At 45.5% G+C, this 24,694-nt stretch carries 30 protein-coding genes, 2 tRNA genes and 1 pseudogene; 27 read left to right on the forward strand and 6 right to left on the reverse strand.

The features are described from left to right. Nucleotides 1–11: 11 nt before the first annotated feature. From rplO to CK1_RS14615, 6 genes are all read left to right on the forward strand, one after another. Nucleotides 12–452 carry a 50S ribosomal protein L15 gene (rplO, locus tag CK1_RS14590; protein WP_015526933.1) on the forward strand — a complete coding sequence of 147 codons (441 nt, stop codon included), beginning with the start codon at nucleotides 12–14 and terminating at the stop codon, nucleotides 450–452. Further along, nucleotides 452–1,765 carry a preprotein translocase subunit SecY gene (gene secY / locus CK1_RS14595; RefSeq protein WP_015526934.1) on the forward strand — a complete coding sequence of 438 codons (1,314 nt, stop codon included), beginning with the start codon at nucleotides 452–454 and terminating at the stop codon, nucleotides 1,763–1,765. The genes rplO and secY overlap by 1 nt, the downstream gene beginning before the upstream one ends. Before the next feature lie 98 nt (nucleotides 1,766–1,863). Then, the gene (locus tag CK1_RS14600; protein WP_015526935.1) at nucleotides 1,864–2,508 is read left to right on the forward strand and encodes an adenylate kinase; all 645 of its coding nucleotides are present in this window, start codon (nucleotides 1,864–1,866) and stop codon (nucleotides 2,506–2,508) included. A gap of 2 nt (nucleotides 2,509–2,510) precedes the next feature. Next, nucleotides 2,511–3,269: a type I methionyl aminopeptidase gene (gene map, locus CK1_RS14605; protein WP_015526936.1), complete on the forward strand. Its 759-nt coding sequence runs from the start codon at nucleotides 2,511–2,513 to the stop codon at nucleotides 3,267–3,269. Nucleotides 3,270–3,303: 34 nt separating this feature from the next. Then, entirely contained in the window at nucleotides 3,304–3,522 is a 219-nt protein-coding gene (gene infA / locus CK1_RS14610) for a translation initiation factor IF-1 (protein WP_005428560.1), read from the forward strand. Nucleotides 3,523–3,692: 170 nt separating this feature from the next. Further along, nucleotides 3,693–3,833 (forward strand): hypothetical protein, encoded by a 141-nt coding sequence (locus CK1_RS14615; protein WP_015526937.1) that lies wholly within the window; start codon nucleotides 3,693–3,695, stop codon nucleotides 3,831–3,833. Nucleotides 3,834–4,030: 197 nt separating this feature from the next. Here the strand turns inward: CK1_RS14615 and CK1_RS14620 are convergent, their stop codons facing one another. The 3 genes from CK1_RS14620 to CK1_RS14630 all read right to left on the reverse strand — a co-directional run bounded on the left by CK1_RS14620 (nucleotide 4,031) and on the right by CK1_RS14630 (nucleotide 7,303). Beyond that, on the reverse strand, nucleotides 4,031–5,353 hold the full coding sequence (locus CK1_RS14620; RefSeq protein WP_015526938.1) for a sodium-dependent transporter: 1,323 nt from the start codon (nucleotides 5,351–5,353) through the stop codon (nucleotides 4,031–4,033). Between the two features lie 174 nt (nucleotides 5,354–5,527). Next, nucleotides 5,528–6,253, reverse strand: coding sequence for a UTRA domain-containing protein (locus CK1_RS14625; RefSeq protein WP_015526939.1), 726 nt, complete (start codon nucleotides 6,251–6,253; stop codon nucleotides 5,528–5,530). Nucleotides 6,254–6,571: 318 nt separating this feature from the next. Then, nucleotides 6,572–7,303 carry a YoaK family protein gene (locus CK1_RS14630; protein ID WP_015526941.1) on the reverse strand — a complete coding sequence of 244 codons (732 nt, stop codon included), beginning with the start codon at nucleotides 7,301–7,303 and terminating at the stop codon, nucleotides 6,572–6,574. Between the two features lie 218 nt (nucleotides 7,304–7,521). Between CK1_RS14630 and rpmJ the strand changes: the two genes are divergently transcribed. From rpmJ to CK1_RS14705, 15 genes and pseudogenes are all read left to right on the forward strand, one after another. Then, nucleotides 7,522–7,635, forward strand: coding sequence for a 50S ribosomal protein L36 (gene rpmJ, locus CK1_RS14635; RefSeq protein ID WP_003022746.1), 114 nt, complete (start codon nucleotides 7,522–7,524; stop codon nucleotides 7,633–7,635). 307 nt (nucleotides 7,636–7,942) lie between these two features. Beyond that, complete coding sequence (gene rpsM, locus CK1_RS14640; RefSeq protein WP_008707282.1) at nucleotides 7,943–8,311, forward strand: 30S ribosomal protein S13; 369 nt, start codon at nucleotides 7,943–7,945, stop codon at nucleotides 8,309–8,311. Nucleotides 8,312–8,366: 55 nt separating this feature from the next. Then, on the forward strand, nucleotides 8,367–8,759 hold the full coding sequence (gene rpsK, locus CK1_RS14645) for a 30S ribosomal protein S11 (protein WP_015526942.1): 393 nt from the start codon (nucleotides 8,367–8,369) through the stop codon (nucleotides 8,757–8,759). Nucleotides 8,760–8,775: 16 nt separating this feature from the next. After that, entirely contained in the window at nucleotides 8,776–9,369 is a 594-nt protein-coding gene (gene rpsD / locus CK1_RS14650) for a 30S ribosomal protein S4 (RefSeq protein ID WP_015526943.1), read from the forward strand. An 84-nt stretch (nucleotides 9,370–9,453) separates the two neighbouring features. Next, nucleotides 9,454–10,413, forward strand: coding sequence for a DNA-directed RNA polymerase subunit alpha (locus CK1_RS14655; protein ID WP_059085345.1), 960 nt, complete (start codon nucleotides 9,454–9,456; stop codon nucleotides 10,411–10,413). A gap of 91 nt (nucleotides 10,414–10,504) precedes the next feature. After that, nucleotides 10,505–11,040: pseudogene (locus tag CK1_RS14660) on the forward strand (bL17 family ribosomal protein). A 198-nt stretch (nucleotides 11,041–11,238) separates the two neighbouring features. Continuing rightward, nucleotides 11,239–11,403: a hypothetical protein gene (locus CK1_RS14665; protein WP_015526945.1), complete on the forward strand. Its 165-nt coding sequence runs from the start codon at nucleotides 11,239–11,241 to the stop codon at nucleotides 11,401–11,403. Nucleotides 11,404–11,438: 35 nt separating this feature from the next. Continuing rightward, nucleotides 11,439–11,618 carry a LytTR family transcriptional regulator DNA-binding domain-containing protein gene (locus CK1_RS14670; protein WP_287082416.1) on the forward strand — a complete coding sequence of 60 codons (180 nt, stop codon included), beginning with the start codon at nucleotides 11,439–11,441 and terminating at the stop codon, nucleotides 11,616–11,618. A 379-nt stretch (nucleotides 11,619–11,997) separates the two neighbouring features. After that, nucleotides 11,998–12,219: a PI-PLC domain-containing protein gene (locus tag CK1_RS14675; protein ID WP_306288959.1), complete on the forward strand. Its 222-nt coding sequence runs from the start codon at nucleotides 11,998–12,000 to the stop codon at nucleotides 12,217–12,219. Nucleotides 12,220–12,595: 376 nt separating this feature from the next. Further along, nucleotides 12,596–12,700, forward strand: a complete 105-nt coding sequence (locus tag CK1_RS14680; protein ID WP_306289115.1) for a hypothetical protein — start codon at nucleotides 12,596–12,598, stop codon at nucleotides 12,698–12,700. 30 nt (nucleotides 12,701–12,730) lie between these two features. Continuing rightward, nucleotides 12,731–14,065 (forward strand): MurT ligase domain-containing protein, encoded by a 1,335-nt coding sequence (locus CK1_RS14685; RefSeq protein ID WP_015526950.1) that lies wholly within the window; start codon nucleotides 12,731–12,733, stop codon nucleotides 14,063–14,065. Next, nucleotides 14,062–14,790, forward strand: a complete 729-nt coding sequence (locus CK1_RS14690; RefSeq protein ID WP_015526951.1) for a type 1 glutamine amidotransferase — start codon at nucleotides 14,062–14,064, stop codon at nucleotides 14,788–14,790. The genes CK1_RS14685 and CK1_RS14690 overlap by 4 nt, the downstream gene beginning before the upstream one ends. A 9-nt stretch (nucleotides 14,791–14,799) precedes the next feature. Further along, nucleotides 14,800–15,417: a WCX domain-containing protein gene (locus tag CK1_RS14695; protein WP_015526952.1), complete on the forward strand. Its 618-nt coding sequence runs from the start codon at nucleotides 14,800–14,802 to the stop codon at nucleotides 15,415–15,417. A 13-nt stretch (nucleotides 15,418–15,430) separates the two neighbouring features. Beyond that, complete coding sequence (locus CK1_RS14700; protein ID WP_015526953.1) at nucleotides 15,431–16,030, forward strand: substrate-binding domain-containing protein; 600 nt, start codon at nucleotides 15,431–15,433, stop codon at nucleotides 16,028–16,030. Beyond that, nucleotides 15,991–16,821, forward strand: a complete 831-nt coding sequence (locus CK1_RS14705) for a substrate-binding domain-containing protein (protein ID WP_015526954.1) — start codon at nucleotides 15,991–15,993, stop codon at nucleotides 16,819–16,821. The genes CK1_RS14700 and CK1_RS14705 overlap by 40 nt, the downstream gene beginning before the upstream one ends. Before the next feature lie 95 nt (nucleotides 16,822–16,916). Here CK1_RS14705 and CK1_RS14710 read toward each other — a convergent pair whose 3' ends face one another. Beyond that, nucleotides 16,917–17,489: a xanthine phosphoribosyltransferase gene (locus tag CK1_RS14710; protein ID WP_015526955.1), complete on the reverse strand. Its 573-nt coding sequence runs from the start codon at nucleotides 17,487–17,489 to the stop codon at nucleotides 16,917–16,919. Nucleotides 17,490–17,662: 173 nt separating this feature from the next. Here CK1_RS14710 and CK1_RS14715 point away from each other — a divergent pair, with 173 nt between their 5' ends. From CK1_RS14715 to CK1_RS14725, 3 genes are all read left to right on the forward strand, one after another. Continuing rightward, nucleotides 17,663–17,890 carry a hypothetical protein gene (locus CK1_RS14715; RefSeq protein WP_015526956.1) on the forward strand — a complete coding sequence of 76 codons (228 nt, stop codon included), beginning with the start codon at nucleotides 17,663–17,665 and terminating at the stop codon, nucleotides 17,888–17,890. A 14-nt stretch (nucleotides 17,891–17,904) separates the two neighbouring features. Continuing rightward, the gene (locus CK1_RS14720; protein WP_015526957.1) at nucleotides 17,905–18,273 is read left to right on the forward strand and encodes a metal-sensing transcriptional repressor; all 369 of its coding nucleotides are present in this window, start codon (nucleotides 17,905–17,907) and stop codon (nucleotides 18,271–18,273) included. Between the two features lie 94 nt (nucleotides 18,274–18,367). Then, nucleotides 18,368–19,204, forward strand: a complete 837-nt coding sequence (locus CK1_RS14725; protein WP_015526958.1) for an Mrp/NBP35 family ATP-binding protein — start codon at nucleotides 18,368–18,370, stop codon at nucleotides 19,202–19,204. Nucleotides 19,205–19,371: 167 nt separating this feature from the next. On the opposite strand, the gene CK1_RS14730 is transcribed toward CK1_RS14725, so the two are convergent. Together CK1_RS14730 and CK1_RS18485 are read right to left on the reverse strand one after the other, a co-directional pair. Continuing rightward, on the reverse strand, nucleotides 19,372–20,100 hold the full coding sequence (locus CK1_RS14730) for a LysR substrate-binding domain-containing protein (RefSeq protein ID WP_353611177.1): 729 nt from the start codon (nucleotides 20,098–20,100) through the stop codon (nucleotides 19,372–19,374). Next, nucleotides 20,073–20,249 (reverse strand): LysR family transcriptional regulator, encoded by a 177-nt coding sequence (locus tag CK1_RS18485; protein WP_015526959.1) that lies wholly within the window; start codon nucleotides 20,247–20,249, stop codon nucleotides 20,073–20,075. Before CK1_RS18485 ends, CK1_RS14730 begins: the two co-directional genes overlap by 28 nt. Nucleotides 20,250–20,403: 154 nt before the next feature. On the opposite strand from CK1_RS18485, the gene CK1_RS14735 reads away from it, so the two are divergent. From CK1_RS14735 to CK1_RS14745, 3 genes are all read left to right on the forward strand, one after another. Then, nucleotides 20,404–24,159 carry a phosphoribosylformylglycinamidine synthase gene (locus tag CK1_RS14735; protein WP_015526960.1) on the forward strand — a complete coding sequence of 1,252 codons (3,756 nt, stop codon included), beginning with the start codon at nucleotides 20,404–20,406 and terminating at the stop codon, nucleotides 24,157–24,159. Nucleotides 24,160–24,526: 367 nt separating this feature from the next. Then, nucleotides 24,527–24,599 (forward strand) — tRNA-Val (locus CK1_RS14740). A gap of 16 nt (nucleotides 24,600–24,615) precedes the next feature. Beyond that, a tRNA-Met gene (locus tag CK1_RS14745) sits at nucleotides 24,616–24,689 on the forward strand. The last annotated feature ends 5 nt before the right edge of the window (nucleotides 24,690–24,694 follow it).

Here is a 24,694-nt window from a genome sequence, read left to right on the forward strand (position 1 = left end):
GAGGTGCCAGAATGGAATTATCAAACTTAAGACCCGCAGAGGGTTCCAAGCATAGCGATAACTTCAGAAGAGGCCGTGGACATGGTTCAGGAAACGGCAAAACTGCTGGTAAAGGACATAAAGGACAGCTTGCTCGTTCCGGACACAAGAAACCGGGATTCGAGGGAGGTCAGATGCCTTTATACAGACGTCTTCCTAAGAGAGGTTTCACTAACAGAAACTCTAAAGAAATTATCGCAATCAATGTAGACGTTCTCAATCGTTTTGAGGATGGCGCAGAGGTTACAGTTGACAGCTTACTTGCAAGCGGTGCAATCTCCAAGATCGGTGATGGTGTTAAGATCCTTGGAAACGGCGAGCTTACAAAAAAACTTAATGTTAAAGTAAACGCTGTCAGCGAGACTGCAAAAACAAAAATTGAAGCTGCTGGTGGTACAGTAGAGGTGATCTAATGTTTGAGACTCTTAAGAGTGTTTTCAAAGTAAAGGAAATGAGAAGAAAGCTTCTCTATCTGATCTGGATGATATTCGTGATCAGAATCGGATCCCAGCTTCCTGTACCGGGAGTCGACAGTGACTTCTTTAAGCAGTGGTTTGAATCTAATACCGGTGACGCATTCAATTTCTTTGATGCGTTCACCGGCGGTTCCTTTACTCAGATGTCAATTTTCGCATTGAACATCACACCTTACATTACTTCTTCCATTATCATTCAGCTTCTTACCATTGCCATTCCGGCACTTGAAGAGATGCAGCGTGACGGAGAAGAAGGAAGAAAAAAGCTTACAGCAATCACACGTTATGTAACGGTTGGTCTTGCTCTGTTTGAGTCTGTTGCCATGGCAATCGGATTTGGACGTCAGGGTATGATCCCGAACATGAGCTTCCTTAAAGGAATCGTAGTTGTTGCAAGTTTAACAGCGGGTTCCGCAATGCTTATGTGGCTGGGCGAGCGTATTACAGAGAAGGGCATTGGAAATGGTATTTCCATCGTCCTGACTATCAATATCGTGTCCAGGATCCCGAGTGATATGTCCCTTCTTTATGAGAACTTCGTCAAGGGCAAAACAATTGCAAAAGGAATGCTTGCAGCCTGCATCATTGCTGTGATTATTCTGTTTGTTGTAGTGCTCGTACTTATCCTCAACGGAGCAGAGAGAAGAATTCCGGTTCAGTATTCCAGAAAGATGGTTGGACGTAAAATGATGGGCGGTCAGTCCACAAACATTCCGCTCAAGGTAAATACTGCCGGCGTTATCCCGGTTATTTTTGCTTCCTCTATCATGTCTTTCCCGTCGATCATTGCTCAGTTTGCTGGCAAAGGAAACGGAACGGGCATCGGAAGCGAGATCTTAAGAGGACTTTCCTCCAATAACTGGTGTAATCCAAGTCAGATCCAGTACAGCTGGGGGCTGATCGTGTATGTGGTACTTTGCGTATTCTTCGCATACTTCTATACATCAATTACCTTTAATCCGTTGGAAGTAGCCGATAATATCAAAAAGCAGGGCGGTTTTATCCCAGGCATCCGTCCTGGAAAACCGACTTCAGATTATTTGACTAAAATCCTGAATTATATTATATTTATAGGTGCAGTAGGTCTTGTTATCGTGGCCGTTATACCGTTCTTCTTCAACGGTGTGTTCGGTGCGGATGTTTCCTTCGGCGGTACATCTATCATCATCATCGTAGGTGTTATCCTGGAGACCGTTAAGCAGGTGGAATCTCAGCTGCTTGTACGTAATTACAAAGGCTTCCTGAACTAATTGAAAATGAAGGTTGCGGTGCGAAAGTGTCGCAGCCTTGATTTGTAAACAGGACTGTCTGAAGATCAGGCAGAAAACAGGAAAATGGAGGGTATGCTATGAGAATTATTATGTTGGGTGCACCGGGGGCAGGTAAAGGTACTCAGGCTAAGAAAATTGCGGCGAAATATGGAATTCCGCACATCTCCACAGGAGATATTTTCCGTGCTAACATCAAAAACGGTACCGAGCTTGGAAACAAAGCAAAAACTTACATGGATCAGGGACTTCTTGTTCCAGATGAACTGACCTGCGACCTTGTTGTTGACAGAATCCAGCAGGATGACGCAAGGGAAGGGTATGTTCTGGATGGTTTCCCGAGAACAATTCCGCAGGCAGAATGTCTGACAGAGGCTCTGAACAAACTTGGAAGCAAAATTGACTATGCGATCGATGTGGATGTGCCGGATGATAACATCGTGAAACGTATGGGCGGACGCCGTGCATGTGTGAAATGCGGTGCAACTTATCACGTTGTATTTGCAGCACCGAAGACAGAGGGGGTCTGCGATACCTGTGGTGACAAGCTTGTACTCCGTGATGATGACAAGCCGGAAACAGTCCAGAAGCGTCTGAATGTTTATCATGAGCAGACACAGCCATTGATTGACTATTACACCACACAGGGTGTTTTGAAGACGGTAGACGGAACCAGGGATCTGAATGAGGTATTCCAGGAGATCGTTGACATCTTAGGAGAATAAGAATGTCCGTAACAATTAAGACACAGCATGAAATCGAACTTATGAGAGAAGCAGGCCATCTTCTTGAGAAGGTGCATGACGGTTTGATCCCTTACATCAAACCGGGTGTCAGCACCAAAGAGATTGATAAGATCGGGGAAGAAATGATCCGGTCTATGGGCTGTATTCCGAACTTTCTGAACTACGGAGGTTTTCCGGCTTCTTTCTGCATCAGCCTGAATGATGAGGTTGTGCATGGAATTCCATCCGAGGAGAAGATCATCCAGGACGGGGATCTGGTTAAGATCGACGCCGGCCTGATTTATAAGGGCTACCATTCTGACGCAGCACGTACCTATGCGGTAGGTGAAGTATCCAAAGAAGCACAGCAGCTCATTAAGGTTACAAGAGAGTGCTTTTTTGAAGGACTGAAAATGGCAAAAGCCGGAAATCATTTAAATGATATTTCCAAAGCCATCGGAGCCCACGCAGCGAAATACCGTTATGGTATTGTACGTGACCTTGTAGGACATGGAATCGGAACTCATCTTCATGAGGATCCGCAGATTCCAAACTTCCCGCAGAAGCGCAGGGGCATCAAGCTCCTTCCGGGAATGACCCTGGCCGTCGAGCCCATGATCAACCTTGGTCGTGCGGACGTGGCATGGCTGGACGATGAGTGGACAGTGGTAACCATGGATGGTTCACTTTCCGCCCATTATGAAAACACGATCCTCATCACCGATGGGGAACCAGAGATTCTGACGCTTACGAATCTGTAAGCAGCAATTGTTGTCATGACATAGGAGGTAAAAAATGTCAAAAGCAGATGTGATCGAAGTAGAAGGCACTGTTCTGGAGAAACTGCCTAATGCGATGTTTAAAGTGGAACTGGAAAACAAACATGTGGTACTTGCACATATCAGTGGCAAGCTCCGTATGAATTTTATCCGTATTCTCCCGGGAGATAAAGTAACGATCGAACTTTCTCCGTATGATCTTTCCAAAGGAAGAATCATCTGGAGAGATAAATAAGAAATATTGTAAAAGACGACCTGGTGGCGTTAAGCTGCCGGGTCTTTTTTTGCCTTTTCTGCAGAAAAAGAATCTGAAGTGGAAGTTATCACTCACATTTTTTTACGTTTTAAACATAAAGTGAACAGATTTTTGCTGATATTGAGCATATAAAAAAGAGAGGTGTTCATATGAAGAAAAAATATCTTGCAGCAATCGTGGGAGTTATGATGGCAGCTACATCTGTTACTGCATACGGGGCAGCGACAACGGATACAAAAGAGACAGCAGCTGAGAGTTCAGATGATAAAGATACGGAAGATGCAGAATAATTGGAAATCAGTGTAAAACTTAAACTTGTTGACAAACTGTGAAGTGAGTGTATTCAGGATATGCAGCAAATCGAAAATCCTGGCTTTACGAATATTATAAGATAAAACATAAAAATCCCTCGGAAATGATTAAAAAATCATTTTTCGGGGGATTTGTTTATGCAGATAATTTTTATTTTACTTATGCTATCACCTTATCATCCGATCCCGCCCAGCACAACACCAAGGATCAGCACCAGAAAGCACACCGGAATATAAAGATATTTACACACCGGGTAAAAATATTTCGTGAATGGTTTCTCACGACCTTTGTTGATCTGGCTTTCCACATAGCTCCGGCCGAAGATCCAGAAGAACATGATCCCTGCAAGTCCTGCGCCGAGAGGACAGATATAGATGGAAAGCACATCCATCCAGTCAGAAACAATGCCCTGGATAAGAAGCGAAACCACAACGCCGATCACTGAGATCACCATGCAGGAAGGAATCCGGCCAAGACCTGTTTTTTCCTGAACTGTGGCAATAGGAGCTTCATAAAGGTTCATAAGCGAGGTCATGCCTGCAAGGAACACAGCTACGAAAAAGATGATGGCAATGATCCGTCCGCCAGGCATGGTTTTGATCAGGTGCGGCAGGTAGATGAACAGAAGTCCGGGACCGCCCTGGTCAAGCTTGGCACCTGTGGTAGCCATGGCCGGAATGATAACAAGTGCTGCCAGCATAGCAGCCAGAGTATCAAAAAGTGCTACCCTTGCAGCAGATGCAGGGATATCTTCGCTGTCCGGAAGATAAGATCCGTAGATCAGTGTACCGTTGCCTGCAACAGACAGGGAGAAAAATGCCTGTCCAAGTGCGAAGATCCAGGTGGAAGGCTTTGCCAGAACTTCCGGCTCCACGCGGAAGATATAGCGGTATCCGGCAACAGCTCCCGGCTGAAAGGCAACATAGATGCCAAGGATCACAAACAGTATAAAGAAGATAGGCATCATCACTTTATTGGCCTTTTCGATGCCGCTTCCAACGCCGTACATCAGGATAAACATGCAGATCACAAGAGCAGCCAGCTGCCAGAGATTATTTCCCCAGGCAGAGGCCATGCCTCCGAATTTGGCGCCAAAGGACTCAATATCTGCAGGTGCCAGGGTGGAGCCTGTAAAGGCTCCGAGCATATATCGGAAGATCCATCCCATAACAACCGTATAACCGATAGCCATGGCCAGTGCACCTATCACCGGTATCCAGCCCAGTGTTTCACCCAGCCTTCGTCTGCATTTGGTTTCACAGGCCATGCCGAAGGCGTCAATGGGCCCGGAACGTGTCCCGCGGCCAAAGCTCATCTCACCGATCACCCCGGTAAAGCCGATCAGTGCCACAAAAATAAAATACGGGATCAGGAACGATCCCCCGCCATACAGGGAAACTCTGGTGGGAAACATCCAGATATTTCCCATTCCAACCGCAGACCCGATGCAGGCCAGAATGAACCCCCAGCGGCTGTTAAAAGATTCTCGTTTTTTCATAAAAATAAAATTTCCTCTCTCCGTTGATCGTTTCAGTATAACATAATTTTGGAAAATAGGAAACTGCAGCATCTATACAGATCCAGGTATCTATACAGATCTAGGCGGATATTTGTGAGCCACATTTGTCACCTGCTCATAACCGTATAGCTGCGAAGCAGTTATGAGCCGGGCTCATCGGCGCAGGGCATTAGCATAAAATCGAAAATGATCCGGTCTGTGCCGTGACTGGGTATACTCAAACATTACACCGTCACTGTTATAAGTCTGGCTGGACACCACAGCCACGCAGTTATAATCCTTTACATTCAGATGAAGATATTTTTCATCAATTTCTGTAACCTTTTCCACAGTCATGATACGTTTGCTGTTGACAATGGTCATATGAAGCACCTGTTCCAGATATTCATAGATAGAATGACTGGCAATCTCGGCAGTAAGGCCGGGAACGGATTCCTTCAGAAAATAATTATGGTTGATGATCAGCGGGATATCTTCAAGATAATGGATACGCTGAATATAATATACTTCTGCACCAGCGGGAAATCCTGTGTAAGCTGACTGATTTTTGCTGATACAAAGCTCTGTAAAAAGAGCCACCTCCGTATGGGCATTCTGACCGTTCCTTGCAGCAGATTCCTTGAAGGTTTCAATCTCTCCGATGGTGAAAGCAGTCTTCTCGTTTGGACGGTAGATATTGCGGACACCTTTTCCCTGCATGGTCTGTACATAGCCGTCACTGACAAGAAGACTGACCGCACGTCGCAGAGTATTGCGGGAGCAGCTGTAAGTCTGGATCAGAGTGTTTTCGGAAGGCAGAAGCTCCTGATAGGCAAAGGTGTTGTCCTCTATTTTCATTTTCAGATCTTTATAGATATCTTCGTAAATACTTTTGGGCATTTCAATTCTCCATTCATGTTCGGTCAAAAATATATAGCAGGATTTATGATTTCTGGAACAATTATAAAAGATTTTCCTGGTAAGCGCAATGTAAATACCGTGAAATGTTTAAACAAGTTACAGAGCATATTGATATGTTATGAGGATAGTATGAGAAATATAGATGAAATCAATTTGCGGCCATTCAAAATCATGATACTGGATTTCGAACGCATATAAGCTGTAAGCGCCAGAGGGGCTTACGCGTAAACAAAAAGGAAATGTGACAGTGTAAAAACAGATCACATTTCCTCTTATTTTATCAAAGCTAAAATAAAGTCAGGCCTCTTTTTTCTTATAGGAAAGATTCCTGAAGCTGCTGCCGTCAGAAGCTGTGCTTCGGGTAACTGCCGGTGTATCGGCTGCGGTATTCCGGTCTGCACTGATCAGCCATACAGCATAGAAGGCAGGAACCAGACAGAGCCATACGCCTGAGAGACCGCAGGTCATATACAGGATCAGAGACAAAGCTGCACCTGTATGAAAAGAAAGCAACGTCATTCCGTAGAATTTTGCTTTATCGCACTGTGCGCTGTCCTTTTTCATAAGGAACTGAGTGGCAGCTGTGGTGAACTGGCGAAGGTTGTTGGTGGAAAAGATCGTGGAGCTGTTATATCCGCCGGGAGCCTTGAAGGTACACCACTGGAAAGGCATTGCAAAGAACACGGGGTAAAGAGCCACAACCGGAGACATTCCGGAAGGAAAGAATCCCAGGAGCAGGATCGCAAAGATATCGATCACGATACTGATAAAACGAAGATCTGCGGAAAAATGTTCTGGGATCCAGACCGTGAGGATAACAGCAGCCATATATATGAGAAGCGCACCCACACGCAGAAGCATATCCGAAAAATTCCTGCCTATGAGATCCCGCACAACACCAAGAAGATTGGCTGTCTGGGCATTGCCGAAAAGATCAGCTCTTGACACAATGGCATAAAGCCCCAGGTATCCACCGATAAAAGATAAGGTGTAATGTATCAGAAAACGATATTTCATTTCCGTATGCATATGTAAAGATTCCTTTCATTAAAATAGGCAGATTCCATATGTCTGCCGGACTTTGCCACCCATTATAATACAGCCTGTAAAAAAATCAAAAATTTTTTAATTTTTCTTGCATTTCAGGAAAACAGGTGTTAGTATATATTTCAAGCGCGCAAATACTGTGTATGAGTGCGCCTGTGAAACTGCAGATATGAGACTAATTTACGGAAGGAGGATTTCCAGTGAAAGTAAGATCATCTGTAAAGCCGATCTGCGAGAAGTGCAAGGTCATTAAGAGAAAGGGATCCATCAGAATCATCTGTGAGAACCCGAAGCACAAACAGCGTCAGGGTTGATTTCCATATCGGAACTTCTTTGGAATGTTTGTGAAACGTGCGGCTGCAGTATGAAACACCCGGCAGGGTTGTTCTACTGAACAGATAATAAGCATGTATTGCCTAATACCGAGAGGCAACAGCGGTTAAGATCCGCAATTTCGGAAAGGCTGTGATTCGCCAATTACAGCTGGGTGTTTTACCGAGGCACCCCAATTAGGAAACTAGAAAAGAAAGCGGCAGGTCGATATGTCCCATTTCACCTTGCGAGAGCAAGTGACATACGATATGCGGAACTTTCAGAAACAGAAAATGGAGGAAACAGTACATGGCTCGTATAGCTGGTGTAGACTTACCAAGAGAGAAACGTATTGAAATCGGTCTTACCTACATTTATGGAATTGGTAGACCAAGCGCAGACAAAATTCTTGCTAAAGCAGAGGTTAATCCTGACACACGTGTCAGAGATCTGACTGATGACGAGGTTAAGAGACTGAGTGCTGTTATTGATGAGACAATGACAGTAGAAGGTGATCTGAGAAGGGAAATCGCCCTTAATATCAAGAGACTGCAGGAGATTGGATGCTACAGAGGTATCCGTCATCGTAAAGGACTCCCGGTTCGTGGTCAGAAGACTAAGACAAATGCGAGAACTCGCAAGGGACCGAAGAGAACTGTTGCAAACAAGAAGAAATAATTTATAGATATAACTAATTAATTTCAATAAAAGGAAAGTGTAGGTTAGTTTTAAAATGGCAAAAGTTACAAAGAAAACGACAAAACGTCGTGTCAAGAAAAACGTTGAACACGGACAGGCACACATTCAGTCTTCCTTCAACAATACAATCGTCACACTGACAGATAACGAAGGAAACGCTCTTTCATGGGCAAGTGCCGGTGGTCTTGGATTTAAAGGTTCAAGGAAATCTACCCCTTATGCAGCACAGATGGCAGCAGAGACTGCAACAAAGGCTGCTTTAATTCATGGATTAAAAACAGTAGACGTTATGGTAAAAGGCCCGGGCTCAGGCCGTGAAGCTGCAATCCGTGCGCTTCAGGCATGCGGACTTGAAGTAACCAGCATTCGTGACGTAACTCCGGTTCCTCACAACGGATGCCGTCCACCAAAACGCAGAAGAGTCTAATTAGGAGGTAGTTGAAATGGCAGTAAATAGAGTACCTGTTCTGAAAAGATGCAGATCCCTTGGCCTGGATCCGATTTACTTAGGAATTGATAAGAAGTCCACAAGACAGTTAAAACGTGCAAACCGCAAGGTGTCTGAGTATGGTCTTCAGTTAAAAGAGAAACAGAAAGCAAAATTTATCTACGGAGTTCTTGAGAAACCTTTCCGTAACTACTACAAGAAAGCCGACAGAATGCAGGGCCAGACAGGTGAGAACCTTATGGTTATGCTTGAGAGCAGACTTGACAACATCGTTTTCCGTATGGGATTTGCCAGAACAAGAAGAGAGGCTCGTCAGATCGTAGATCACAAGCACGTACTTGTTAACGGAAAATGTGTAAACATTCCGTCCTACCTGTGCAAAGCAGGAGACACAATTGAGATCAGAGAGAAGAGCAAAGGCTCTGAGAGATATAAAGGAATCCTTGAGATCACTGGCGGAAGACTTGTTCCGGAGTGGATCGACGTTGATCAGGAGAACCTGAAGGGTGTAGTTAAAGAGCTTCCTACAAGAGAGCAGATCGATGTTCCTGTAAACGAGATGCTTATCGTCGAGCTGTATTCTAAATAATTAGTAACTGTTTACTGTGTCTACAGTTATAAAAATTGGTAATACCCTCGAATGTTGATTAACCCAGAAGGAGGGAACCTTATAGTGTTTGATTTCAATAAACCAAAAATCGAAATTACCGAAATATCCGAAGATAAGAAGTTTGGAAGATTCGTTGTAGAGCCTCTGGAAAGAGGTTATGGTACTACCCTTGGCAATTCTTTAAGAAGAATTATGCTGTCCTCCCTTCCGGGAGCTGCAGTAAGCCAGGTGAAGATCGATGGTGTACTTCATGAATTCAGCTCCATTCCGGGCGTGAAGGAAGATGTGACCGAAATCATCATGAATCTGAAATCTCTTGCCATTAAGAATCACAGCAGTGATAATGAGCCGAAGACCGCATACATTGAGTGTGAGGGCAAAGGTGTTGTTACAGCAGCTGATATCCAGGCAGATCAGGATATTGAGATCATGAACCCGGATCAGGTGATCGCAACCCTGAACGGTGGAAAAGACTGCAGACTGGCCATGGAGCTTACCATTACCAAGGGACGTGGCTATATCAGTGCAGACAAAGGCAAAACCGATGACATGCCGATCGGTATGATCGCAGTGGATGCGATCTACACACCGGTAGACAGAGTCAACATGATCGTAGAGAATACACGAGTTGGTCAGGTAACTGACTTCGACAAGCTTACACTGGATGTATATACCAATGGAACACTTGATCCGGATGAGGCAGTCAGCCTTGCAGCGAAGGTTCTCAGCGAGCATTTAAACCTGTTCATTGATCTTTCCGAGAATGCTAAGACCGCAGAGGTTATGATCGAGAAAGAAGACAATGAGAAGGAAAAGGTCCTGGAGATGAGCATTGATGAGCTTGAGCTCTCTGTTCGTTCCTACAACTGCCTTAAGAGAGCCGGTATCAATACGGTTGAAGAATTATGCAACAAGACTTCTGACGATATGATGAAGGTTCGTAATCTGGGCCGCAAATCCTTAGAGGAAGTACTTGCAAAACTCAAAGAGCTGGGACTTCAGCTCCAGCCTACAGAGGAATAATCCGGAAACAGAGTAATGAGTGGGGTGTCAGCAGCAGGGCAGTAAGACCGAACAAGCATGTCCTGGTGTCCCACAGATGGAGGATAATAAAATGGCAAAATATAGAAAATTAAGCAGAACATCTAACCAGAGAAAAGCACTTCTCAGAAATCAGGTTACAAACCTTCTTCATCACGGAAAGATCGTGACAACAGAAGCTAAGGCTAAAGAGATCCGTAAGATCGCTGAGGGACTTATCGCTATGGCTGTACGTGAGAAAGACAATTTCGAGACAGTTACAGTAACAGCTAAGGTTGCTCGTAAAGATGCTGACGGAAAACGTGTAAAAGAAGTCGTAGACGGCAAAAAGAAAACAGTTTACGATGAAGTTCAGAAAGAGATCAAGAAAGATGCTCCTTCCAGACTTCATGCACGTCGTGAGATGATGAAAGTTTTCTATCCTGTAACAGAGGTTCCTGCTAAGGGCGCTGGCAGAAAGAAAATACAAAAGAAGTTGACATGGTTGACAAGATGTTCAGCGAGATCGCTCCGAAATACGCAGATCGTAACGGCGGTTACACAAGAATCGTTAAGATCGGACAGCGTAAAGGCGATGCAGCAATGGAAGTTCTTATCGAGCTTGTATAATTTACTTCTGACCGATTTAAAGGACATTTGCAGAAATGCAGATGTCCTTTTTTAATATTCCAAAAAACTCGAAAAAATGCATAAATGGTGGGTTTTCGACCATAAATTACATTAAGATATCATAATTTGAATAATAAATCATGGTATAATATATAGAACAAAAAGTAACAATGATGGAGTAAAAGGGGATACATAAATATGACGATGATGACCATTGCCATTTGTGATGATATGCAGGCGGATGCGAGAAGACTTCACAAACAGCTTGAGCGGATCGTTCCAGGGTCAGAAATTCGGATATTTAAAAGCGGCGAGCTTTTATTGGAAGAATTGGAAAAGAAAAGGAAACCTGAGGTAAGCTGAATGACTTCGAAAAACAGCTTGACGACGGTACATTTTTGCGGTGTCATCAGAGCTTTATAGTAAATATGGAACGGGTCACAGGAGCTGAAAATGTCAGCTTCCATATCGGAGAGCATGTAATACCGATCTCCCGATCCTATAATCGGAATGCACACGAGAAATATGATGAATATCTGAGGCTTCAGCAGGAATATGATGAGGAAGAAGAGGATTAACTTGATTATTATCCTTTTTTAGCGTACAATCGGTAATGTATGAAATACGACTACACGTATGCGAAAGGATGATAAACATGGTCGGTGGGACTTTTGGTATTACCGGACAGAAACAATATAGAAATGATTTGGGACAGGTTCCCGGATATGATAAATTTGCAGAAGATAAAAAGGAAAGCAGCGAGGAAATGTTTTCCTTTACGTCTTGTGCATTTTTTTGTTGCCTGAGATGATGCGACGTTTTATACTGACATTGGAAATACTGTTTGTATCACTTTTTCTTCTGGGAGGAAGTTTTCCGGAAACAGAAACTGCCCGGAATACATCAGGAGGATTTAGCTGGAAGGACTACAGGACCATTGCACATGCTCTGGGAGGTATGGACGGAAAGGATTACCTGAATTCCAGAGAGGGATTTCTGTTCATGTATGAACAGGGAGTTCGTCTTTTTGAATTGGATCTTTCCAGGACATCTGATGGAGTATGGGTCTGCAGGCATAACTGGAACGATTCCATGGGACAGTGGGATGGCAACGGAAAAAAGTCCTTACAGAAAAGGAATTCAGACAAAGTAAAATATATGGGAAATACACCCCCATGACACTGGAGGATTTTTTCCTTCTTCTGAAAGATTATCCGGATGCATATGTGCTGATCGATTCCAAACAGTATTCTCTTCGCAATTATCAGAGAACACTGGAGGATTACAGTGATTATGTGGAAATCGCCAGGAATGCAGGTGCCGGTGAGACGCTGGATCGGATCATTCCGGAAATCTACAATGAAGCAATGTTTCCCGGAACGGCCATGCTCTATTCTTTTCCTTCCTATGTATATTCACTGTGGCAGGAGTATTCTGTGGAAGAGCTGGAGTATATTGCATCCTTCTGTAAAGAAAAGGGAATTCCGGCAGCAACAGTATACTGGGAGTATTGGTCAGAAGAAACGGAGAAGATCTTTGAAAAAACGGGATCAGTCTGTATGTTTATACGGTTAATGACCGTGACCAGGCCAGAAGATACATTTCGCAGGGAGCAGAAGGAATCTGTACCGATTTCCTGACAGCGGAAGATCTGTGGTAAGAGAAATAAAAACAAAGGAATCAGAAGATTATGAAAATAAGAACAACCATTGCTGTGATGGCAGCAAAGATCACAGGACATGTCTGTAAGCTTATGGGCCGGCAGGGTGTGACCTGGGCCGGTAAGGTCGCGATGAAGATCTGTCCGGATATCCTGGAAGAGCTTTCTTCTCAGGTAAGAGAAAAAATATTTGTAGTATGCGGAACCAACGGAAAGACCACAACCAATAACATGCTGTGCGCAGGCCTTGAGGCAGAGGGAAAAAAGGTCATCTGCAATCATACCGGTTCCAACATGCTCAACGGAGTTGTGGCAGCCTTTGTATTGGGGGCAAAATTCAGCGGAAAACTGGATGCGGATTATGCCTGTATCGAGGTGGATGAGGCATCCACAAGACATGTGTTCACAAGGATCAGACCGGATTATATGGTTATGACCAATCTGTTCCGTGATCAGCTGGACCGTTATGGCGAGATCGATATCACTATGAACATCCTGGAAGAAATGATGAAAAAGGTTCCGGATATGAAGGTCATTGTCAATGGTGATGATGCACTGTCTGCATATCTTGCCATGGACTGCGGAAATCCTTTTGTAACCTACGGGATCAGCAAACCGGTGATCGAGAACAAAACAAACGAGATCCGTGAGGGCCGGTTCTGTAAGTGCTGTGGAGAAAGGCTGATCTACAGCTTCTATCATTACAGTCAGCTGGGAGACTACAGATGTCCGAAATGCGGCTTTAAACGTCCGGAGATCGACTTTGATGCCACAGATGTGAAGGTGGATGATCAGATTGCCTTTACAGTGGAGGATAAACGGATCGTGGCCAATTATAAGGGATTCTATAATGTGTATAATATTCTGGCTGCCTATGCGGGAATTCGTACCGCAGGCTTTAAGGCGGAGCATTTTAATGAGATGCTCCGGAAGTTTAATCCGGAGAACGGACGCAATGAACAGTTTCGGATCAAGGGCACCAGTGTTGTTCTGAATCTTGCCAAGAATCCGGCCGGTTTTAACCAGAACATTTCAGCTGTGATGCAGGACGGATCACCAAAGGATATCATCATTGTGATCAATGATAATGCACAGGATGGAAAAGATATCTCCTGGCTCTGGGATGTGGATTTTGATCTTTTCGGAGGTGACAATATCAATTCCATCACAGTCAGTGGTATCCGGTGTCAGGATATGCGCCTCCGTCTGAAATATGTGGATATCCCGTCCATGCTGGAAAATGATGTGGAGACAGCCATCCGCAAACGAATCGGGGATGGATGCGGCAATCTTTATGTACTTGTAAATTATACGGCGCTGTTTGGCACCAGAAATATCCTGAAGAAACTGGAGGGTGAGAAATGAAGATAACGATAGGGCATTTATATCCGGATCTTCTGAACCTTTACGGTGACAGAGGAAATATCCAGTGTCTGATGAAGCGCTGTCTCTGGAGAGGAATCGAGGCAGAAACCATAGCTTATGAACTGGATGACAGAATCGATTTTTCCAAACTGGATATCGTACTTCTTGGCGGTGGCTCCGACAGAGAACAGATGCTGGTATGTGAAAAGCTGAAGGAAATCCAGAAGGATTTCAAGGCGTATGTGGAAGACAATGGAGTTGTGATCGCAATCTGTGGAGGGTATCAGCTCCTTGGAAATTATTATAAGACGGATCAGGGAATGATCGAGGGTCTGAAGCTTGTAGATATGAGCACTGAGCAGGGAAAAGGCCGCCTTATTGGAAACATTGTGATGCAGAGCGATCTTTTTGATATGCCCATCGTAGGTTTTGAAAATCATGGAGGGCGTACCACCATCGGAAACAACAGATCTCTGGGAAAGGTTCTGTCAGGATACGGAAATGACGGACAATCCGGTGAGGAAGGGGTTGTATACAAAAATGTGATCGGTACGTATCTTCACGGACCGCTTCTTCCCAAGAACCCGCAGCTTGCAGATCTTCTGATCAGCCGTGCACTGGAAAAGAAATACGGTAAAAAGATCGAACTTGAGAAACTGGATGACAGCGAGGAACAGGAGGCAAACTCCTATATTTTCCATCGCTTTGTAAAAAACGAAGGATAAGAGGGCAGTATGGCAAAATCAAACAATCAGAAGGCGAAGATCCTGTACCTTGAAAAAATGCTGCGGGAAACAGGGGAGCATCGGGTAATATCTATGCAGAAGATCCTTGAGAATCTTGAGAAACAGGGAATCCGTGCAGAGCGAAAGAGCATTTATGATGATGTGGAGGTATTACGTTCTTTTGGAATGGATATCCGTTATACAAGAGAACGGCCGGGTGGGTATTATCTTGCCGGTGAGAGTGCCGGAGAGGAACAGCCGTCTGAAGAACCCGGGCTGACTGCGGAAGCTAAGGAGATTCATGAAACTAAAGATATTCATGAGACCTCTGTGACAGGGTACCGGAAGCTTCTTGAGGCTTCAGCCGGAACCATAAAAAAAGAAATAAAACTTCTCTGTACCGGAGCTGTACAGGCGGAGGTGCGTGACTTTTTCGGCACAGATGCAGAATATAAGATGAAAGATAGCGGAGATCTGACGGTAACTGCAGAGCTTCCGGAAAATGGAAAATTCTACGGCTGGCTGACCGGGATGGGCGGCAGTGTACGTATCCTGAAACCCAAGAAATCTGCAGCCGCCTACAGAGACTATCTGAAATCACTGGCAAAGGACTATAAAGGCTTATAGGAGAGATTTGATCATGAAGAAAAAAACAGCAATCCTGCTTGTGGGAGCTTTTGTCTTTACAGCAGCCTTTTCCGGCTGTGGAAAAAACAAAGAGGCGACAGAGGCAGCCAATGAAAGTGTGGAGTCTGAAGACCCGGAAGGAAAAGCCAAAAACAGCAATGATGCAGAGGAAGAAGAAAAAGAAGAAGCAAAAGAAACTGCGGCAGCAGATAAGAAAGTAGGTGTGTTTCTGCCTTCATCAGCAGATGATCCCCGTTGGTCTGCTGATGGAGAAACTCTTCAGAATACACTGGAAGATGATGGATATGATGCAGAGATATTTTGGGCAGATGAAGACAGTGATACGCAGGTATCACAGATCCAGTCCATTCTGGACGATGAAGAGCTTTCTGCACTTGTCATCGCACCTTCAGATGCTTACAGCCTGAACGATGTGCTGGAGCAGGTGTATGAGAAATCTATCCCTGTGATTTCTTACGATCAGCTGATCATGGATACAGATAAGGTCAACTATTATGTTACCTTTAATACAAGAAAAGCCGGAAAAATGGTGGGAGATTCCATCATAAAAAAATGGATCTGGAGAAAGCCCGGGAAGAAAAGAAAACTCTGACCATTGAGTTCCTTATGGGCTCTCCGGATGATCGTGACGCACTGTTCTTTTATAATGGCGTGATGGAGAAGCTTCAGGAATATTTCGACGACGGAACACTGGTATGTACTTCAGGAAAGCTGACCTTTGATGATACTGCAGTGATGCGTTCCGGAAGAAATACCGCAAAGAATGATATGGCGGAGATCCTTTCTCAGAATTATACAGAGGGTGCGCCGGATATTATCTGCACAGGTGCCGACGACCTTGCACTTGGGGCTGTGGATGCCCTGGAGGATGCAGGACATGTGTCTGGAGAGGATGGCTGGCCTATGATCACAGGAGGCGGCTGTGAGGCAGAAGCAGTGACTGCTGTGATCCAGGGAAAGATTGAGGATGATCTGTTGTTTGATAACCGTGTACTGGCAAATGACTGTGTGACGATGGTGGATGCTCTTCTGAAAGGGGAGAAGCCGGAGATCTCCGATTATGAGCAGTATGACAATGGAACTAAGATCGTGGGAACTGTGACCAGTGATATCCAGCTGATCGATGCAGATAATTATCAGATGCTTGTGGATGACGGATATTATGAAGAGGAAGAGATCATGCCGGAGGCAACTGCCACACCAACGCCGACAGTGACATCGGAAGCTACGGTGACGGAAGAACCGGATATAGATGAAAATACACCGGAAACTGTATCGGCTTCATCGGAAAAGGAAGAAACGGAAATTTCCGGAACACCGACACCGGAGGAAACAGTAACTCCGACACCTTCAGAGAAAGCGGAAAAGGGTGCAGATGCATAGATCAGAAATGATATCATGATCTGGCTGTGATAAAAATAAAAATACTCCCGGAAACAATGTATATAAGTTTCCAGGAGTATTTTTTATGATAAATCTTATTCACGGAAAGTAAGTTTGCCATCAGCAATGGAATCAATGATAGCAAGGGATTCCAGATGGATACCCATGTCACGGATGGTCTGTCCGCCGGACTGGAAGCCTTTTTCGATAACGATTCCGGCTCCTTCAAGAGTTGCGCCGGATTTCTTAACGATGTCGATCAGACCGAGAAGTGCACAGCCATTGGCAAGAAAATCATCGATCAGGAGTACGTGATCTTCCGGTCCGAGAAATTTCTTGGAAAGGATCACATCGTAAACTTTCTTGTGGGTGAAAGACTCTACCTTGGTGGTGTACATCTCGCCGTCAAGGTTCACACTCTGTGCTTTCTTGGCAAATACAACCGGTACATGGAAATACTGTGCCGCAATACAGGCAATACCGATACCGGAAGCCTCGATGGTAAGGATCTTGGTGATTGGACAGTGGTCAAAACGTTTCTTGAATTCTTTGCCGACCTCGTTGATCAGGTCAATATCCATCTGATGATTCAGGAAGCTGTCCACTTTTAAAATATTTCCTTCTTTTACTACGCCGTCTGTCAGAATTCTGTCTTTTAAAAGCTGCATGAAATTTATCTCCTTTGATTTATCACATTAATATATGTTTACTGCCCACGGACAGAGCAGTAATATTTTTAATATGTATCATACGACAATATTTGCGTGAGTGCAATTATTTTTGACAAAAAAACATAAAATTATTATAATGGATAGGATGACTAAGAAAGGAACAGGCACAGATGAAAGAGTACGAAGTAATCTGGGAAATTTTTAACAAATGTCCGAGAAATCAGATGCGTGATGTATTTGTGGAAGAAGTGGAGATTGCAGATCCGGAAGCGTATGTGAAACAGAAATTTCAGGGGAAGGATGTCTCCTACGAGAAGACAGTACTGGAAGACGGAACCATCATTTTTGACATTCAGACATCTATGATCCGGCAGCGCTGTTCTTTCACGGAGATCTGAAGGAGGAAATACACATGAAAGAAACACATGTGCACGTTCTCGAGGATGGAACCGTTCTTGAACATACCCATGGGGAACAGGAACATGTGCATACTCACGATGGCACACATCCTCATCATCACAGCCACGCACAGACCAAGGCCGTACTCAACAGACTTTCCAGGGCCATCGGGCATATGGAATCCATTAAGCGTATGGTGGAGGAAGGACGTGACTGCAGCGAAGTGCTGATCCAGCTGTCAGCCGTAAAATCTGCGATCAATAATACAGGCAAGATCATACTGCAGGATCATATAGAACACTGCATCGTGGATGCCGTGGAGCATGGAGACAGGGATGCGATCAAGGAACTGGAAAAAGCGATCGACAGATTTATGAAGTAAGGTAAGGAGTTCATGAGAAATCGTGAATGAGAAAAATGCACGGACAGAGAGCCAGTTCTTTCTGTGTAAATACAAAGAATGAGAGGAATCTATTATGGCAAAAGAGTGTAGCAATACATCCTGCAACAAATCAAGCTGTGAAGGCTGCGGACAGAAACAGCCCCAGAGCCTCATGGCAGAACCAAACGTTTTTTCTGACGTAAAACATGTGATCGGAGTTGTCAGCGGAAAGGGAGGCGTGGGTAAATCCTTCGTAACAGGCTCCCTGGCAAACCTGATGGCTTCCAAGGGATATAAAGTGGGCATTATGGATGCTGATATCACCGGTCCGTCCATCCCGAAGATGTATGGTATCAAGGGCAATGCACAGGGCAGTGACAATGGGATCTATCCGATGCCAACTGCAAACGGAATCGAGGTTATGTCTGTAAACCTTCTTCTCCCGGATGAGGAGACACCGGTGATCTGGAGAGGTCCGGTCCTTGCAAATATGGTAAAACAGTTCTGGAGTGATGTGATCTGGGGTGAGTTGGATTATCTCTTTGTAGATATGCCGCCAGGAACTGGAGATGTTCCGCTGACAGTATTCCAGTCCCTGCCGATCGAGGGTGTCGTGATCGTTACTTCTCCGCAGGATCTGGTCCGCATGATCGTCAAGAAGGCCTATAATATGGCTGATATGATGAAGGTTCCGGTCCTTGGGATCGTGGAGAACTATAGCTATGTGAAATGTCCGGACTGCGGAAAAGAGATCAAGGTCTTTGGCGAGAGCCATATCGATGAGATCGCTGCAGAACTGAAGGTTCCGGTCCTGGGCAAGATGCCGATTGACGTGAAGCTTGCAGAGCTTGCAGACAGCGGTCTGTTCAGTAAGATCGAGAATGAGTATATCACTGCGGCAGCAGACGTGATGCCGAAGGCTGAAGCGTAAGTAATAAGAATAATATCTGACCGATATCAATAACAGAAAAGACCACCGGAATTGAGTACATAAGGATCGTAATAACCTTATGGCAGATTCCGGTGGCTTTTTTACTGAATCAGGGAAGTATCCTGCTTCGATCGCGAAAAGCAGTAAGCGGCAGGAACTTGATCGTATCAGATCTGGGAAAAATATTTAAGAAAGCACTGGGCAGCCTGGGAAAGCTGCAGTGCCTCATGATGAGCGATCACGGCACTTCTTGCGGGCAGAGGTGTTTTCAGATGGACAGGTTCCAGACCCGGACGGTTGCGGAGCATATAATCCGGGATACAGGCAATACCAAGTCCGATCTCTGCAAGATCGATCAGCAGATCGTTGCTGTTCAGTTCAACCTCAGGCAGCAGCTTCAGTCCCTGGGCTGCAAACACCTGATGAAGATATTCGCTGGTGGTACTCTTTGGAGCGAGCATCAGGATGGGATAATCCAGAAGATTTTCCATGGAAAGAGGCGATTTGCCCATGGTGAAATAGTCCGGATTTGCCACGAAGATATCCCGGAATTCCAGCACAGTCTGAAGCTTGGTGTGGGCTGAAAGCCGGGAATTCGGGTAGTTGGTGACGATCAGCTCAGCCTGGCCGTTTTCCAGAAGCTCCGCACATCCGATGGAGGTACTGTTGATGATCTTGATCCGTACCTCCGGATGATCCTTGTGGAAACGGCGGAGATAGGGGATGAGAAAATAGCGGCACAGAGTATCGCTGGCACCGATCCGCAGCTGACCGGTAAGATTTCCTTCTCCGGAAAGGACAGCCTCTCCTTCGTTGAGCATGGAAAGGGCCGGCTTTACATGCTGGAGGAGAAGCTCTCCCTCCGGAGTCAGGATGACCCGTTTGGTGCTGCGCACAAACAGAGTATGGCCCAGCTTTTTTCAAGGTTTTTGACGGCCTGGCTTACTGCAGACTGTGAGATAAAAAGCTGTCTGGAAGCCTCCGAAAAGCTCAGCGTCGTGGCCACGTAATAAAACACTTTGTAAAGTTCAAGATTGATATCCATATGTGAAAAATCCTCCGCTTATAAATGATATAAGATATATTAATTTTACTAATGATATTTCCTATGATACTATATTTTCAGCAGAAAAGAAAGACTGAAATGCTTTCTGCACGTTTACCATCCTTATTATCGGATATAGAGAAAGGAGCCTTCTATGAGCAACGTAAGACGTGTGTATGTAGAAAAGAAACCTGCCTTTGCAGTAAAAGCAAAGGAACTGAAACATGAGATCAAACATTATCTTGGTATCAGCACTGTGACAGCAGTCCGTGAGCTGATCCGTTATGACGTGGAGAATATCTCCGATGAAGTATTTGAGAAAGCCTGCAAGACCGTATTTGCAGAGCCGCCGGTAGATGAGCTGTATCTTGAAAAATTTGATGTGGCAGAGGGCGCACGTGTATTTTCCGTAGAATTCCTTCCCGGACAGTTTGACCAGAGAGCCGATTCTGCAGTGCAGTGTGTACAGTTCCTGGATGAGAATGCAGCACCGATCATCCGTTCAGCAACTACTTATGTAATCGAAGGAACCGTTACAGATGCAGAGTTTGAGGCGATCAAACATCACTGCATCAACCCTGTGGATTCCCGTGAGACAGGTCTTGAGAAGCCGGAAACACTGGTAACAGTATTCCCGGATCCTGAGGATGTGAAGATTTTTGACGGATTCAAGGATATGGCTGAGGCTGATCTGAAGGAGCTGTACTCTTCTCTGAACCTCGCCATGACATTTAAGGACTTCCAGCATATCCAGAATTATTTCAGAAATGAAGAGAAACGCGATCCTTCCATGACAGAGATCCGTGTTCTGGATACCTATTGGTCTGATCATTGCCGTCATACTACTTTCTCCACAGAGCTTACCAGCGTGAAGTTTGACGAAGGTGATTATAAGACTCCTATTGAAAAAACATACAAAGAATATCTGGATGCCCATAAGGATATGTACAAGGGCCGTGATGATAAGTTTGTCTGCCTGATGGATCTTGCACTTATGGCAATGAAGAAACTGAAAGCAGAAGGCAAGCTTGCAGACCAAGAAGAGTCTGATGAGATCAATGCCTGCAGTATCGTGGTACCGGTGGATGTGGACGGAAAAGAAGAAGAGTGGCTGATCAACTTCAAGAATGAGACCCACAACCATCCGACCGAGATCGAGCCTTTTGGTGGTGCGGCTACCTGCCTTGGCGGTGCCATCCGTGACCCGCTTTCCGGACGTACCTATGTATATCAGGCAATGCGTGTAACCGGTGCGGCTGATCCGACCGTATCCGTAAAAGAAACTCTGAAGGGTAAACTTCCGCAGAAGAAACTTGTCCGCAGCGCAGCTCACGGTTACAGCTCCTACGGAAACCAGATCGGTCTTGCAACCGGTTCTGTAAAAGAAATCTATCATCCGGACTACGTTGCAAAACGTATGGAGATCGGTGCGGTTATGGGTGCTGCCCCGAGACGTGCGGTTATCCGTGAGAATTCCGATCCTGGAGATATCATCATCCTTCTTGGAGGACGTACCGGCCGTGACGGTATCGGCGGTGCTACCGGTTCTTCCAAGGTCCACACAGAGGCTTCCATCGAGGTCTGCGGCGCAGAGGTGCAGAAAGGTAACGCACCGACAGAGCGTAAGATCCAGAGAATGTTCCGCAGAGAGGAAGTCAGCCATATCATCAAGAAATGTAACGACTTTGGCGCAGGCGGTGTTTCCGTTGCCATCGGCGAGCTGGCACCGGGACTTCAGATCGACCTCGACAAGGTTCCGAAAAAATACGCAGGTCTTGACGGCACTGAGATCGCCATCTCTGAGTCTCAGGAGCGTATGGCTGTTGTAGTTGACCCGAAAGATGTGGATACTTTCCTGAAATTTGCAAATGAAGAGAATCTCGAGGCAATTCCGGTTGCAGTTGTAACGGAGGAGCCACGCCTTGTCCTTAACTGGAGAGGAAAAGAGATCGTAAATATCTCCCGTGCATTCCTGGATACCAACGGTGCACATCAGGAGACCTCCGTTGAGGTTGAGATCCCGTCAAAGGAAGGAAATCTTTTCGAGGAACGTCCGGATGTAACAGATGTAAAGAAAAAATGGATGGATACTCTTGCTGACCTGAATGTATGCTCACAGAAGGGTCTTGTGGAGATGTTTGACGGCTCCATCGGCGCAGGCAGTGTATTTATGCCTCACGGTGGCAAATATCAGCTGACAGAGACACAGTCCATGGTTGCAAAGGTTCCGGTACAGAACGGAAAAACAGAGACTGTTACCATGATGAGCTACGGCTTTGATCCATACCTTTCCTCATGGAGTCCGTATCATGGAGCTGCCTACGCAGTAACCGAGTCCGTTGCCAAGATCGTTGCAACCGGTGGTGACTATAAGAAGATCCGTTTCACCTTCCAGGAATACTTCCGTCGTATGACAGAAGATCCTAAGAGATGGAGCCAGCCGTTCTCCGCACTGCTTGGCGCTTATGCGGCACAGATCGGATTCGGCCTTCCTTCCATCGGCGGTAAGGACAGTATGTCCGGAACCTTCAATGACATTGATGTTCCTCCGACACTGGTGTCCTTCGCAGTGGATGTTGCAAAGGTAAAAGATGTGATCACACCGGAGCTCAAAAAAGCAGGAAGCAAGCTGGTATGGCTCCGTGCACCGAAGGATTCCTATGATCTTCCGGATTACCCGGCTCTTATGGAGCAGTATGATAAATTACACCAGGATATCCAGGCAGGCCGTGTGATCTCCGCATATGCACTTGACCGTCATGGAATCGCTGCTGCAGTCAGCAAGATGGCCTTTGGTAACGGCATGGGTGTAAAGATCGAGCATAACCTTGATCCAAGAGATTTCTTTGCTCCGGCATTCGGCGATATCATCTGTGAGGTTCCGGATGGAAAAGTCGGTGAGCTTGCCATTACCTATACTGTGATCGGTGAGGTTACGGATAATGCGAAGTTCACCTACGGTGATACAGAGATCACTCTGAAAGAGGCGCTTTCCACATGGGAAGGAACTCTGGAGAATGTATTTAAAACAGCAGCAGGAACCGAGGACGTCAAGGCAGATGACGGTTCCCTTTACAAAGCAGACAGCATCTATGTATGCAAACATAAGGTTGCAAAACCGCGTGTATTTATTCCGGTATTCCCTGGAACAAACTGCGAGTATGACAGTACCCGTGCATTTGAGAGAGCAGGCGCCGAGGTAGACGTAAAGGTATTCAAGAACCTTACAGCAGAAGATATCCATGATTCTGTAGAGCTCTTTGAGAAAGCCATCGATCAGGCACAGATGATCATGTTCCCGGGCGGCTTCTCAGCCGGAGATGAGCCGGACGGATCCGCGAAATTCTTTGCTACCGCGTTCCAGAACGAGAAGATCAAGGAGGCAGTTATGAAGCTCCTCAATGAGCGTGACGGTCTTGCTCTTGGTATCTGCAACGGATTCCAGGCACTGATCAAACTGGGATTGGTACCGTACGGTGAGATCTGCGGACAGAAAGAGGATTCTCCGACACTGACCTACAACACCATCGGACGCCACGTATCCAAGATGGTTTACACCAAGGTTGTCAGCAACAAGTCTCCATGGCTTCAGAAAGCACAGCTTGGCGGTGTATACTGTAATCCGGCTTCTCATGGTGAGGGACGTTTTGTCGCAAACGATGAGTGGCTGAAGAAACTCAAGGAAAACGGACAGATCGCAACAGAGTATGTACCGGTAGATGAGACAGGATATGAGGGTGAGTTTAACGTAAACGGCTCTTATATGAACATCGAGGGTATCACAAGCCCGGATGGACGTGTTCTCGGAAAGATGGCACACAGTGAGCGTCGTGACGCAGGCGTTGCTGTCAATATCTACGGAGAGCAGGATATCAAGATTTTTGAATCTGGTGTTGAGTACTTCAGATAATACCAGGGGGAAAAGGTCAAAAAGTCGTTCGTGCTTGCACGATAAGACTTTTGAACTTGGACCCCGCCAAACATGAGGAAGTAGCAATTTACGTAGTAAATTAGCGGATTCCGAATGTTTGAGGATTGCGTGAGCTGCGTGCAGCGGAGCAATCCGGGAGTATCAAGTTATGGGCAATACTTTGCCCATAACATCCTTACAGTGGCAGGGGATTTCAGACCTCCCTGCCACTGTAAAAATACAAAAAAGCATATATTTTTTAAAAAATACAAAAAAGTGAAAAAACTGTTGACACAAGTCACAAACCATTATATAATAGCAAAGCGAGTTGCGGAACGGAAGAGTTCCTAAGACGAACAACTGTTATGGGATCTTAGCTCAGCTGGGAGAGCATCTGCCTTACAAGCAGAGGGTCATAGGTTCGAGCCCTATAGGTCCCATGTTACAAAAGAATATGGCGAGATAGCTCAGTTGGCTAGAGCACACGGTTCATACCCGTGGTGTCGAGGGTTCGAATCCCCCTCTCGCTATTTAA

The sequence above is a fragment of the Ruminococcus sp. SR1/5 genome (genome assembly GCF_000209835.1).
Taxonomy (GTDB): domain Bacteria; phylum Bacillota; class Clostridia; order Lachnospirales; family Lachnospiraceae; genus Blautia_A; species Blautia_A fusiformis.